General features: G+C 54.3%; 8 protein-coding genes and 1 pseudogene. 2 read left to right on the top strand and 7 right to left on the bottom strand.

Annotation, left to right across the window (positions count from 1 at the left end):
• Positions 1–2,241: a TonB-dependent receptor gene (locus FE788_RS01115; RefSeq protein ID WP_138378910.1), complete on the bottom strand. Its 2,241-nt coding sequence runs from the start codon at positions 2,239–2,241 to the stop codon at positions 1–3.
• Positions 2,242–2,678: 437 nt separating this feature from the next.
• On the opposite strand from FE788_RS01115, the gene FE788_RS01110 reads away from it, so the two are divergent.
• Together FE788_RS01110 and FE788_RS01105 are read left to right on the top strand one after the other, a co-directional pair.
• On the top strand, positions 2,679–3,827 hold the full coding sequence (locus tag FE788_RS01110; RefSeq protein ID WP_138378909.1) for a helix-turn-helix transcriptional regulator: 1,149 nt from the start codon (positions 2,679–2,681) through the stop codon (positions 3,825–3,827).
• 156 nt (positions 3,828–3,983) lie between these two features.
• Entirely contained in the window at positions 3,984–4,481 is a 498-nt protein-coding gene (locus tag FE788_RS01105) for a 2,4'-dihydroxyacetophenone dioxygenase family protein (RefSeq protein ID WP_138378908.1), read from the top strand.
• 176 nt (positions 4,482–4,657) lie between these two features.
• Here FE788_RS01105 and FE788_RS01100 read toward each other — a convergent pair.
• The 6 genes and pseudogenes from FE788_RS01100 to FE788_RS01075 all read right to left on the bottom strand — a co-directional run bounded on the left by FE788_RS01100 (position 4,658) and on the right by FE788_RS01075 (position 13,539).
• Positions 4,658–5,412, bottom strand: a pseudogene (locus tag FE788_RS01100) (IS5 family transposase).
• Positions 5,413–5,582: 170 nt separating this feature from the next.
• Entirely contained in the window at positions 5,583–7,232 is a 1,650-nt protein-coding gene (locus FE788_RS01095; protein ID WP_168190208.1) for an alpha/beta fold hydrolase, read from the bottom strand.
• A gap of 85 nt (positions 7,233–7,317) precedes the next feature.
• Positions 7,318–9,495: a TonB-dependent receptor gene (locus FE788_RS01090; protein WP_168190207.1), complete on the bottom strand. Its 2,178-nt coding sequence runs from the start codon at positions 9,493–9,495 to the stop codon at positions 7,318–7,320.
• A gap of 376 nt (positions 9,496–9,871) precedes the next feature.
• Positions 9,872–10,486 (bottom strand): 3-isopropylmalate dehydratase small subunit, encoded by a 615-nt coding sequence (gene leuD, locus FE788_RS01085; RefSeq protein WP_138378905.1) that lies wholly within the window; start codon positions 10,484–10,486, stop codon positions 9,872–9,874.
• 1 nt (position 10,487) lies between these two features.
• Entirely contained in the window at positions 10,488–11,915 is a 1,428-nt protein-coding gene (gene leuC, locus FE788_RS01080; protein WP_138378904.1) for a 3-isopropylmalate dehydratase large subunit, read from the bottom strand.
• A gap of 1 nt (position 11,916) precedes the next feature.
• Positions 11,917–13,539 (bottom strand): FAD-binding oxidoreductase, encoded by a 1,623-nt coding sequence (locus FE788_RS01075; protein ID WP_210414073.1) that lies wholly within the window; start codon positions 13,537–13,539, stop codon positions 11,917–11,919.
• Between the last annotated feature and the right edge of the window lie 291 nt (positions 13,540–13,830).

Genomic DNA, 13,830 nt, shown 5'->3' with positions numbered 1-13,830 from the left:
TCAGAAGCGGACAATAAACTGGCCGCCAAACCACCGGGGCGGCAGATAGACATTTTCCCCAAATCCCAGATTGGAAATGTCATAGGCATAGACCCGGATGTCATTGTTGAAAACATTCTTGGCGAACAGGGCGATTTCAAACCGATCCTCCCCGTCCACATAACTGATCCGGGCATTGCCCAGAAAATAGCTGTCAATGGCGGTCACTTCCGCATTGGCGACCCCGACCTGATAGTCGCCTACATAGCTAAAATCAAACTGGGCACGGATGAGGCCCGTTGTCATGTCCCAGTCCTTGGCAATCAGCCCGTTGGCCGAAAAGCTTGGCGCCTGGGGCGGTTCGGTGTCGGTAAGGCGTCCGGAGGGCAGCGGCGTATCCTTTACGGTGGCGTCCAGCAGGCTGAGTCCGGCCATCAGGGAAAGACCATATCCAGGTTGTACGACCACCTCCGCATCCAGGCCATAAATTTCCGCATCGCTGTTGGCGATCACCTGGGTGAACCCGCGCATGTCGAAGGACTGATAGTTGCCATAATCATAATAAAAGGCGGCGGCATTAAACCGGGCCCGACCATCCCAGAAGGTGGATTTGATCCCCATCTCATAGGAGGTGAGAATTTCACTGTCGAAGGCCATCTGCTCGGCGGTCAACAGGCCGTCCAGCGGCGCATTAAAGCCGCCGGCCTTGGTGCCACGGGTGACGCTGGCATACACCAGAAGGTCTTCATGGGGGCGCCAGTCGATTTCCGCCTTGCCGGACCAATCGCCCTTGTCGATTTTCCCGTTAAATGTGCCGATATCGTTGATGGTGCCCGCAAGTGCCGGAAAGGCGCCAGCGCAGCCCACAGGAACCAATGTCGGGACATTGTCAACACAGGCCGAACTGAAGGTATAATCCTTGTCTTCTTCGGACCAGCGGAAACCACCGATAACCGTCAGTTCAGAGCTCAGATCATATTCCACCTGCCCAAACAGCGCCCAAGACGTGGTGGACAGCGCGAAGACATTGTTTTGATCCGCCCCAAAGGCTAGAAGATCAAAGGAACTGGTATTGTCACTTTCGATGCTCAGATAATAGGCCCCCGCCACCCATTTCAGTTTCTCATGCGCGCCGTTGATCCGCAGCTCCTGGGAAAACTGTTCCGATTTCTGGTCCATGCTGAACATGGAAATCGGGTCCGGGGTCAGGTCATTATCTTCAAAATAGTCAAACTCAAAATCCGTATAGCTGGAAATCGCCGTCAGGGTATAAAGGCCGAAATCATAGGTGAGCTTGCCGGTCAGCGTATAGCTTTCCTTGTTCATCCGGCCATCAATATCATACGCGCCTTTATGATTATCGCCGTCAGTATCCAGATAGCCGAACAGGCTTGGTTGCCCCGAAATGGTGATGCCCAGCCCGTCGTCATCCTTTCCGGCGCCGGTAAACTGGCCGCCGCCCACAACAATGTCGTCGGTTTTGTTGCCGGATCCGATCAGCAGGATTTCCAGATCTTCACTGGGCTGGACTTGTAATTGCAGCCTTCCGGCGATGGTGTCGTCTTCGTAATTGTCCCGGCCAATGCTGTTTTTCACATAACCATCATGGGTGTTGTAGAAGCCGGCGGCGCGAAAAGCCGTTGTTTCCGACAAGGCCCCGCCAATGGCGCTTTCCAACCGGATCTGGTCAAAGGATCCGACCGTCAGATCCGCATATCCTTCAAGCTCCTCACCGGGTTTGCGGGAAATGACATGAATGAGACCCCCGGTGGCGTTGCGGCCAAACAGGGTGCCCTGCGGGCCTTTCAGAACCTCGACCCGTTCCACGTCGAACATATATTGTGAATTTCCGGCCACAAAGCTGACATAGGCCTCATCCACATAAAGCGCATTGGGGGTTTCCTGATGTGGGGCAAAATCATTCTGGGAGACGCCGCGAATGGCCGGCAGGCCAATCAGCTGGGACCCGCCGGGCTGGGTGAACAGCAGACCCGGCGTATGCGCAGCGATATCGGCCGTATCCACCATGCCCAGTGATTTGAGCTGATCCCCGGAAAAGGCGCTGACGGCAATACCCACATCCTGTAAATTCTGTGAACGTTTTTGGGCGGTAACGGTAATTTCCTCCAAAAGCAGTGTCGTTCCCGCCCCGTCTTCCGCCTCATTTGCCTGAGCTGGTAAAGCGAGGCCGCCAATCCCGATACCACCCCCCATCAACGCCCCCAAGGCCACTGCGGAATATATTTTATGCTGTCTGTTCATGGTAAGCTCCCTGTTTTCCCGATGGCCGCCCCGATCAGGCAGCGGCACCCCGGACCCTTTTGTTTTTGCCTCCCCCCAATATGCCGGTCTTTTTAAAACCGGCCGCCATCATGAGGGAACGGCGGCCCAGCGCCAATAGCGGAAAACACTCATTTTCTCTGTTGCTGAAATCCGCTATCATGAGCCGCAAAATATAGGGAGACCGGACAGCCGGGCTCGGATAACAAAAATCAGACCCTAGTCTTCTGACTCTGAAATTCGTATCATATTTGTAGCAGGCTATTCGAATTTCAGAGTCAACAAGAAGACTAGTTAATTATTTGACTCTAGTGTGGTTTCTGAATTTGAAGTTCCTAAGTCGTATGACATAATCAATAACAGGAACTTCAAATTCACCACACTAGGGCGGGCTGTACTTCAGGCTAGGAGTTCAACATATGGCTTTTTCTGACACGCTTTCGCTGGACGAATTCCACGTGACCAGCAACCGGATCGCCGACACGTCAACCTATGGTGATATCAAACACAATATTCTGGGGCCTCTTGCGGATCTGGTGCGCGCGGAAACCTCCATCTTCGGTATTGTACAAAAAGACGATGGCCACCATATTCGGGCCGGCAATTTTATCAGCCGCAACATTCAGCCAACCTGCCTGCACAGCTATGCCCGGAATTTTCAATCGGATGACCCGGTGCTGCCGCATGCCTTTAACACCACCCGGCTGCGCAACCGGCTGAATGGCAGCAAGTGTTTTACCTTTACGCTGGACCATATCATCGACCCGTCACAATTTTCGCGGGGGCAGTATTACAATGAATTTCTGCGCCCCAATTCCATTCACCAGGTGCTGGCGCTGGGCATTCCCACGCCGCTTGACAGTTCCATGATATACATTATCGGCCTGCATCGTTATTGCCACCGCCCGTTCACCGAAACAGACGCGCGGAAGATCAGCCTTCTGGGCCCCAGCCTGTACATGGCCTTTCACAATCTGCATCTCAAGGAACGCCTGGACGATCAGACCATGATTGTTTCCGCCATCGGCACAGAACCAACAGAACAGGGCCTTGTCATACTGAACGAGAATGATGAGGTGATCTTTGCCAATCCCGCCGGCCGGACTCATCTGGAACACAACCATCTGAAACCAGCGATCGGTGTTCAGGAAACACAGAAAGGCAGGATCATCCCCGGCGAACCGCTGAGGGATATGCTGAGACGGCATCAGGAAAAAGAAGCCCTTATCCCCAACAGGCGGGCCAAAACGCATTTGGAGATTGGCGACATCACAATAGAAGTCGAAACCCTCAGACCACCCACCAATCCGGGCGCTCGGCGTTTGCTGCTGAGAACCTGCAAAAAGGCCCCTGCGGCCGTTGCCGCCAGTGCGATTGATCGTTTCGGCCTGTCGAAACGGGAAACGGATATTGCGTCACTGGTGGTCATGGGCGCCACCAATACGGCAATTTCCGAAACCCTGTGCATCAGTGTGCGTACGGTGGAAAACCATCTGCGGTCCATATACCAGAAAGTGGGTGTCAGAAACCGGACCAGTCTTGCTTTCCATCTCTCCCCTTCGGCATGACCCTGTTTCCGGAAAATGAGTGGTTTCCGTCATAGGAGACCGGCCAGTGTCCTTTTATAGTTTCCTCCGATGATCACCTTATGGCCGGTCACGACGGCCAAATCTAAGGCCAAATTTACGGCCAAATTTACGGCCAAATTTACGGAAGGAGACTTCATGTCAGAACAAACCCAATTATCCCATAAAAACGCCATCAAACCGTTAATCCCGCACCGCAAGGCTTTTTTGGACACTCACAAACTGCCCTGGACCAACTGGGTTATGGAAGGGACCTATTTCAAGCTGCTGAACATCAACGAAATGACCGGCGGGTTTACCATCATGCTCAAAGTGGACCCCGGGATCGAAGCGCCGGTACATCATCATATCGGCGGCATCGAAGCCTATGTAACCGAAGGGGAGTTCGGCTATGGGGACGATGACCGCGGCGGTGTGGGCAGTTACGTTCTGGAAGCCAGTGGCTCGATCCACCAGCCGGATTCTCCGGATGGCACCACCATGTTTGCCATCGCCCATGGTCCGCTTGTGGGGTATAATGAAGACGGCTCCATCGCCGTGGTGGTGGACGCCCGTCTGATGTATGAGATGGCCAAAGCCAATAATGCCGCCGATCATATCCAGATCGTCAACACGTTCCACGAACAGGACGACTAGTCTTCTGACTCTGAAATTCGTATCATATTTGTAGCAGGCTATTCGAATTTCAGAGTCAACAAGAAGACTAGTTAATTATTTGACTCTAGTGTGGTTTCTGAATTTGAAGTTCCTAAGTCATATAACATAATCAATAACAGGAACTTCAAATTCACCACACTAGGCCGAATCGACATTCATCGCATCCATATGATTGATGCGGCGAGGAGGGTGAAGGCGAGGAAGTTGCAGGCTTTTCGATCATATCGGGTTGCGAAGCGGCGGAAATGTTTGAGTTTGTTGAAGGCTCGCTCGATGGCGTTTCGCGCCTTATAGATGGTTTTATCGTAGGGGATCTCGATTTTTCTGGTCCGGTTTGACGGGATCACCGCCTCTGCCCCCATATCCCTGATGATCTGGCGCAGGGCATTGCTGTCATAGGCTTTATCGGCCAGTACATGGCTGGCGCTCAACCCGTCAAGCAAGGCGGGAGCCTGTGTGATGTCGCCCCGCTGTCCCGGTGTCAGGATGAACCGGAGGGGGCGCCCAAGGGCATCGCTCGCCATATGAACTTTGGTGGTCAGTCCTCCTCGGGAACGCCCCAGAGCCTGATTTTGGTCCCCCCTTTTCCGGTCGCTGCCTGCTGATGGGCGCGGACCAGTGTGGCATCCAGCATCACATAATCATTGTCGGGATCCTCCACCAGGTCATTGAAAATCCGGTCCCAGACCCCGCGCTTCGCCCAGCGCGTGAAGCGCTTGTGGACAGTTTTCCACTTGCCGTAGCGGGGCGGCAGATCGTGCCAGTGGGCCCCCGAGCGCAGCACCCACAGCACCCCGTTGACAAATTGCCGGTTATCGACCGCGGTACGGCCGGGATCACCCGCCTTGCCGGGCAAGAGCGGCGCGATCCGGTTCCATTGTGTGGTCGTCAGTTCATAGCGCTTCGACATCAAAAGGGCTCCAACATTAAAGGTGAAACCCTATGAATCACATAAAACACATCTTGTGAAGTATGAATGTCGATTGAACCTAGGCTTTCTTCTCCCCTTATCCTCATTTCCATTACCGTAAACGGCGCCGCGGGGCAAGCCCAGCTTGCCCCATCTTTCCGAAGACAACTCTACGCTTCAGGGATCAGAGGCTCCGACCCCGCCCCATAGAATTTCACTTGTCCGTCGGGCAGGTGTACAAGCTTGCTGTCTTTTGCCCAACCCGGAAGCCAGGCCATGTTCTCCCCTTCAAAGGCCGGCACTCCGTCCGTCCTGAGCCGATTCAGAATGTCCTCAAACAGACATTGAGCCGTCTTTTCCTCGACCTGCCACAACGCCACAAAAAAGTTATGTAATTTTGATGCCTGGAAATCCGAGGTGATCGGAATAATATTTTCCGCTTGCTGTTGATACCAGGGCCAGAACAGATGCCGGTTTCTTACGCAATACCAGGCAGACATAAGATGTCCGCCCCACGGATTGCGGGACAGATCCGGCAGAAAACTTTTCCCGAAGTCCTCCAGCATGTCAGCAGCGGGCACCAGGAAACCCAGAGCCGTATGTTTCAGGATGCGTTCGGAGCAACAGCGCATCCTGTGCCCGATCATGGCCGAGATCCCATAGGTCAACAGTTCCACAGCTTCCCCCGTTAGGGAAGAGATTGCGCCCAACAACAGATCCGCACAGGTTTCCACAGGCCGGCGATCATCTGTGGGTAATGGGGCCGAACCACCATGCCCCGGCAGGTCAAGGGCGATCACCGTTCTTGTTTTGCCAAGCGCGTTGACTATCTCCTCCCGGGCGGCGGTATTCTCCGTCAGATCATGCAGCAGAACCACAGGCGGCTGCCGCCTGTCCTCGCCCGATTTGCGGTAATGCAGCCGCACCCCCCCGCTATAAACAAACCCCTTTCCAGAACTTTCCGGCCCCTCTGCCAAGGCCGTCTTTGGTGTCGGGTCGCCATACTCGGCTTGTTTCAAAAGCTCAAAGGTCCCCTCCCTGGCTTGTTGCGGGCTTTCATAGGCGATAAGTTCACAGCAGTCGGAATATCCCTCAAGCCGGTCCAAATGAATGAACAACGGGTCCGGCGGTGCGCCCAGGATTTTTATCGGCGCTTTCATATCGCCCAGAACCGCATCGGGATTAAAGGAAAAAGCGGCGGCATAAGCCTTGCGATATTCATCGCCGGACAAAAGGAAATCATTCACCTGTGCCGCCATCTTGTCCGCATCATACATAGACATGCGTAGCCGGGTTTCATTCTCTCGCCTGTACCACGGAAAAAAGGTCGCCTGTTCCCGGAAACGCGCCCAGAGCCAGGCCAGATGTCCGCCGTCCCATTGCGGCCTGAACGGGGGCAGATAACGTGCCAGAAGATCCGCTCTCTCATCGGGCCGGAATTTGGCCAGCCCATGCGCCACCGCCATGGCAATCCGCTCCGGTAGAAGGCCGGCAACACAGCAGGCCAGCGAAGCGCCCGTATGAAAACCATAGAGCCCGACCTTGCCCAGGTCCAACGCCCTGACGAAATCCGCCATAACCTTGGCAAAATCCATCATATCGGGATCTTCCAGCGGCAGCGGATCGGAATATCCACAACCGGGTGTATCCGGGGCGATGAGAAGAAACTCTCGCGACCATTCCTGAATCAGGTCCTCATATTCGGCTGAGGAGCGGGGCGATTGGTGGAACAAGATAACCGGTCGCCCCCGCCCGGCTTTCCGATAATGAATGCGAAGGCCGTTCACACTCACATAATGCCGGGTCATTTCTGAAATCATTGACATCGCCCCTTATCAGATCATCCGCTTGTTACAAAAAAGGGGGCGACGTGGCGCCGCCCCCGGATCCTGCGAAAGCCTCGTCTCAATCATCCCCGAATTTATATTTGACACGCAGAGACCAGGTCGCCGGATCATTGAGGTAAGGAACGATCAATACGGTATGCACATATTCCTCGCCGAAACAGTTCCGACATTCCGCGGAAACGGTCCATCGGTCATCATCCGTCACATAGCTGATTCCACCATTAAAAAGCAGCCGGTTGTCCACCAACCCGACATCCGGGTTGGAGGTATTCACAAAATGTTCTGACATATACCGCATATTGGCGGTGCTGATGATTCGGCCCTTCAGAGCGTTGACCGGCACCTCATAGGTAAACCCCAGATTCAGCGTCACATCCGGGGTCCGGCTGGGTTCTGAAATATCACCGCGTGGATTGACGATACCCCGGTTACAGCTGGCCACATCTCCGGCCTGACATGCCGCCTGCTGGGCCAGTACACTGGGGTCAATATTGGTATATTCTGCATCCATCAGTCCCACAGTGGAATAGATGGACAATCCTTCGGCCACTAGCCAGTAAAGTTCCGCTTCGACCCCCTTGACGTCCATATCGGCAAAGTTATCCGTCAGGAACTGGATATTGCCCCCGCCGACGTCCACGCCGGACACGACCTGGAGTTCGGAAATATCCGAATAAAATGCCGTGACATTCAGACGCAGCCTTCTGTCCAAAAGTTCGGAACGCAGACCCGCCTCATAAGACCAGATCTTTTCCGGGTCAAACGGCGTGTTGGCGACGGCCGTTGTACCGCGGGCATTCCACCCGCCGGATTTAAAGCCACGTGTGGCCGAAACGAAAACGCTGATATCTTCATCAAAGCTGTAATCTAGAACAAAACGCGGGGTCCAGACCTTGGCATTCTGCCGCACTGGAATTCCCGCCGCAACCATGGCTTCCGTTGTCAGCCCGCCGCCGCGGTTGTCCACATAACCGATAGTCTTGTCCTCATCCGTGTACCGAACCCCAGCCGTGGCCGTCAGTTGTTCGCTCAGGTGATAATCGAACTGCCCGTAAGCCGCCCAGGCCTCTGTGGAATTTGACAAAATCCGATCTGCAAGCACCAGCGGGAACCCGACATCAAAAATATCGGCAAAATCCACCACATTGTTTTCATCCAGATAATACAACCCCACAACGTAATCCAGTTTGTCGCCACCCAATGTGCCGTTCAGTTTGATTTCCTGGGAGAACTGCTCATGATCCCCGATATTGACGATGGTAAATCCGCCATAGGAGACGGGACCATCAAGAAAATCCAACAGAAAATCCTGATGCAGGTCCACATAACCGGTCAGGAACTCGATATTGACGCCCTCATAATCCAGTTGCAGGCTGGACGTCAGGATGAGCGTGTCCGTGCGGTTGCCCAAAGGCAGGTCATTTTTCGGCCCGCGCACCAGATCAAGGCCGGTCCCCGCACTGGACAGTCCCGTCCGCGACACTCGATCACCGGTGTCCGGATCCACAAAGTTCAGGATGCTGGCCTTGTTACTATCCATGTAACTGACGGACGCATCCCAGGTGGCATTTTCACTGATCAGAATCCGGGCCGCCCCATACAGCCCCCAGGAGGTTTCATCATTCAGGGTTTCACCGGTGGTGACATTATCGACAAAACCGTCATCATCCACATAATAGGCCGAAAATTTGGTCAACACCTTATCGCTAACCGGCAGGTCCACTGCGCCCCGAAAGCTGACCCGGTCAAACCGGCCATATCCGGCCTCGGCAAATCCCGCCATTTCCTCACCGGGCCTTTTCAGGATAATGTTGACCGCCCCACCGGTGGTATTACGGCCAAACAGGGTCCCCTGCGGCCCGCGCAGAACTTCCACCCGTTCCACGTCAAAAAAGGAAAAGTTATTGGCATTCTGACGGGAAATATAAATATCGTTGATATAGGTTCCGATCGGCGGATCAAAGGTGGCAATGGATTCCGTGTTGCCAAGCCCCCGCATAAAATAGGTATTGGCGGTGCCCAGCCCCGTATTGTTGGACGCCACCATATTGGGAACATAGGCCATGATATCCAGCGTTTCGGTGATTTGCCGCGCTTCCATTTCGGTTTCGCTGAAGGCGGACACCGCAATCGGCACCTCCTGAAGTCCCTGCGCCCGTCGTTGTGCCGTGACAACAATTTCTTCAAGCACCAGCGCTTCCTCCTCAGCCGCCTGGGCCGGTGAGTTCAACGTCATGGCACCCAATATGACAGCCCATACAGCTGCAGGGCCTGAAACGGGAATTCTGTAGGGGGTTTTGTAAGGGGCTCTGTAGGGGGTTCTGGCCATAATCCTCTCCCGGTAAAGTTATAAATCATTTTTTATTAATATAATGACATAGCTTTATATCATTTAATAATCTGACTGTCCAGTGTATTGATCAGATCCCGCTTTTTCTTTTTCAGGGCCCACTCTTTGGAGGCGGGTGACAAAAGGTGATTTCCCTTGGAAAATTGCAACCTTCCCGGAATATCCGGCACCAGCCTTGACGGGCTGGAAAGACTCCACAGCTCCCTCAGGACCAGCGGATTGCCAGTGTGACAACCTCGCACAATGCCCTGACTTGTCTATGTCAGTTCTGGTATAGCCATGGCTGGTGAGTCCGCTGCATCTTTTCAAATTGTTCAATATCCTGTGCCTGTTCCAAGGTAAGGCCGATTTCATCCAGCCCATTGAGCAGGCAGTGTTTGCGAAACGGATCAATATCGAAGGAGATATCACGGCCGGCCACGTCAGTGATAATCTGGTGTTGCAGGTTCACAGACAAGACCGCAGCGGCCTTGTCCTGAACCTGATACATCAAATGCTTAACGATGTCATCCGGCAAAACAATGGGCAGGAGGCCGTTTTTAAAACAATTACCATAAAAAATATCGGCAAAGTGGGAGGCGATAATCACCTTAATGCCAAAATCCTTGAGGGCCCAGGGGGCATGCTCGCGGCTTGACCCACACCCGAAATTGGCGCCGGTAATCAGGATTTCCGCCTGCTGGTAGGGGCGTATATTCAGGACAAAGTCCTCTTTTGGCATGCCGTTCCCGTGATAGCGCAAGTTGTAAAAAGCATTCACTCCCAGCCCCGACTTCCCGATGGTTTTCAGGAATTTCTGGGGAATAATCATATCCGTGTCCACATTTTCAAGAGGCAAGGGCGCCGCGATGGCTTTTAGGGCAACAAATTTATCCATCTTATCTGTCCTCGTTCATCAGCCGACGCACATCCGTCAGATGCCCCGTGACGGCCGCAGCCGCGGCCATGGCCGGGCTCATCAGATGGGTTCGGCCGCCGGGCCCCTGACGTCCCTCAAAATTACGGTTTGAGGTGGAAGCACATCTCTGCCCGGGCAATAGCCGATCTTCATTCATGGCCAGACACATGGAACAGCCGGGTTCCCGCCATTCAAAGCCGGCATCCCGCAAAATTTTGTCCAGTCCTTCATCTTCGGCCTGTTTTTTGACCAGTCCCGATCCCGGCACCACAAGAGCCCGCACCCCTGAGGCCACACGGCGTCCTCGGGCGATGTGTGCCGCCGCGCGAATGTCTTCAATGCGACTGTTGGTGCAGGAGCCGATAAACACCACGTCAATCCGGACATCCTGAAGCGACATGCCCGGCTCTAGCCCCATATAATCGAGAGCCCGGCGAATCGTCTCCTGCCGGGACGCATCTCTCTCCTGCGCCGGATCCGGCACACCTCCCCCAATCGGCAGAACATCCTGCGGGCTGGTCCCCCAGGTAACCTGCGGTTCGATGTCTCCCGCTTTCAGAAACACTTCCTTGTCATAGCGCGCCCCCGCATCACTTTTCAGAGTTTTCCATGTGGCCACCGCCTGATCAAAAAACTCTCCCTTGGGTGCCAACGGACGTCCCCTGAGATAATCAAAAGTTTTTTTATCCGGCGCCACCAATCCGGCCCGGGCCCCCATTTCAATGGACATATTGCAAAGCGTCATACGCCCTTCCATGCTGAACGCGCGAATGGTTGAGCCGCAATATTCGATAACATGACCGGTGCCCCCGGCGGTGCCCAGCTTTCCGATGATCGCCAGGGCAACATCTTTTGGCGTCACCCCGATCCCCAGCTCCCCCTCCACTGTGACTCTCAGATTCTTTGACCGGCGCAAATCCAGGGTTTGAGTTGCCATGACATGTTCCACTTCCGAGGTGCCGATCCCGAATGCGAGCGCTCCGAAAGCCCCATGGGTGGAAGTATGGCTGTCACCGCAAACCACCGTGGTCCCCGGCAGGGTGAAACCCTGTTCCGGGCCAACAAGGTGCACAATGCCCTGGCGGATATCCTGTATGGGAATATAGTTGACCCCGAACGCTTCACAATTTTTCTTCAGCAGATCCAGTTGTCGGCGGGACTGCGGGTCCCTGATCCGCATGACTCGATCCGGGGACGTTGGCACGTTATGGTCCGGCACCGCCAAAATGGTTTCCGGACGCCGCAATTTCCGGCCCGCCTCCCTAACGCCCTCAAAGGCCTGCGGGCTGGTCACCTCATGCACGATATGACGGTCGATATAGATCAGACAGTTGCCGTCATCACCCGTGCGGACCAGATGGCTTTCCCAGATCTTGTCATAAAGGGTTTGCGGTGCCTGTTGCGTCACGTCATTCTCCTGGGGTGGATCCATTCCCTGCCGGCCCCTTTGACCCGGCCAACCCCAAAGCTCCAGGATTAATCAGCCCATAGGGATCCATATGCCGTTTGATGGACCGCACTAAATCCAGACTGCCTAAATCCAGCCCCTCGCTATAGAGATAGGTTCTACCAATCTGGAAATGCACCGCCGCATGGTCCAGACAAAGCTGGGTAAGCTGCTGGCGGACCTGTTGGACGAACTCCCGGATTTTTAGATTTTCCGGAAATTCTTTTATGGTTTTGAGAACCTGTTTTTCCACATGACGGCGATGAAATTCCTTCAACGCATCCGGCCAGAAAAACACCGGTTCCAGCAAAACCGCGCTCTGGCCTATGGTGGTCAGCAAATAGCCAATGCCGATGCCATATTGTTCAATCTTGCCGGCATGGTTGCAAAACAGGTCTTCCATGGCCCGCATCAACGTCACAGCCCGGGAATGCGGGACAACGGCATGAACCGGCACCCATCTTTCGCCTTCGGGGCCGATCATGTTGTTCACCGGCATGAAGGGATTGGCATTGATCAGGGTGGGGATACTGTTCTCAATTTCCTGCCCCCCGGCCCCTGTTACAATCTTCCGGATCAACTCAAGATCGCCCTCAGCCGCCGCTTTATGGCGATTTTCCGTAGTCACATGGAAGGAAAAATTCACATCTTTCATATAACGGCGGCCGGCCATAGCCAATTTCGATCCCCTTTTAAAGGCCTCGATAACGCCGCCGCTGGCCCGCATGACCCCCCCCAAATTCTTGAGGTCCCGGCTCAGGCTTTCCCTCTTCATCCGCTGTTTCTGAAGATAAGGGTCAAATCCGAAACATTCGCTGGCCAAGCCGCATCGGGAAATTTCGCTCATCACCGGCAACATGTCTTCATAACGATCGAAGCAGAAAGACCCAAAACAACGGTGCGGCGGGTTGGCGATCAGCTTCAGAGTCAGAATCGCTTTGATTCCGAGCGCCCCGGTATCGCCGGTAAAAATGCCCGTCAGATCCGGACCGTAATGGCGAAAGAATTCCGTGCCCCCCTTAACTGCAGCGGAGCCGGTGCGAATGATTTCCCCGTCCGCGCCGACCACCTGAAGTCCGATCACACTATCCGCGGCCGTCCCATAAAGACCGGTTCCGAAAAAGATACTGTTCTGACTGACCCCACCGCCCACTGTGGCATAAAGTCCCGACAGCGTGCCCCAGAAAGGCGGCCGCACCCCTTTGTCCTTCAAGGCCTGATAAATATCGACCCAACGACACCCGGCTTCCACGGTGATATACATATCCTGTAGATTAATTTCCAGGATCCGGTCCATCCGGGTCAGGTCCAGCGTGACCGCCCGCTCCCGAGACGGCAGATAACCGCTGGTATAGGACATGCCCCCGCCACGGGGAAAAAGGGCAAACCGCGCCGCCGTAACAGCCCTGACCGCTGCCGACAGTTCCCCGATATTGGCCGGACGCAACACCGCCTTGGTCACATAGGGCGCTTCACTGTAGACATCCTGCGAATAATAAGCGCACTCCCGGGCATCGGTGATCAGGTTGTCCCCGCCGAGGATGTTTGTCAGTTTTTCCCTTAAAATGCTAAAATCATGATCCACAGAAACATCCTTCCAAAAAACTGGCGATACAACTGACGACAAAAACCGGCACATCCAGTCAGGACCTCATCTGGACCAGACCTGATCCAAACCTGAGGCGGGCCTGAGACAGACTTATTCGGGGACAAGCCGGTACGAAATCACCATGTCGAAGTATATCAACGATTAATACCGCCAAAATGATATTTGTCATTGCCGCCGCTCATAAACGACGAAATCATGGGATCTGTAGCGGCGTTACAAAATCCGGAAGGCATCATCGTCAGGCCGTTCCCGGACACGCCAAGGGAT

Source organism: Luteithermobacter gelatinilyticus, assembly GCF_005849285.1.
GTDB lineage: Bacteria > Pseudomonadota > Alphaproteobacteria > Sphingomonadales > Emcibacteraceae > Luteithermobacter > Luteithermobacter gelatinilyticus.
This window is presented reverse-complemented; position numbering and strand designations above follow the sequence as displayed.

Excerpts from the sequence above, each read along its gene's own strand:
- FE788_RS01110 (WP_138378909.1), top strand. The coding sequence starts at position 2,679 with ATGGCTTTTTCTGACACGCTTTCGCTGGACGAATTCCACGTGACCAGC.
- FE788_RS01095 (WP_168190208.1), bottom strand. The coding sequence starts at position 7,232 with ATGATTTCAGAAATGACCCGGCATTATGTGAGTGTGAACGGCCTTCGC.
- FE788_RS01090 (WP_168190207.1), bottom strand. The coding sequence starts at position 9,495 with ATGACGTTGAACTCACCGGCCCAGGCGGCTGAGGAGGAAGCGCTGGTG.
- FE788_RS01115 (WP_138378910.1), bottom strand. The coding sequence starts at position 2,241 with ATGAACAGACAGCATAAAATATATTCCGCAGTGGCCTTGGGGGCGTTG.
- FE788_RS01105 (WP_138378908.1), top strand. The coding sequence starts at position 3,984 with ATGTCAGAACAAACCCAATTATCCCATAAAAACGCCATCAAACCGTTA.
- leuD (WP_138378905.1), bottom strand. The coding sequence starts at position 10,486 with ATGGATAAATTTGTTGCCCTAAAAGCCATCGCGGCGCCCTTGCCTCTT.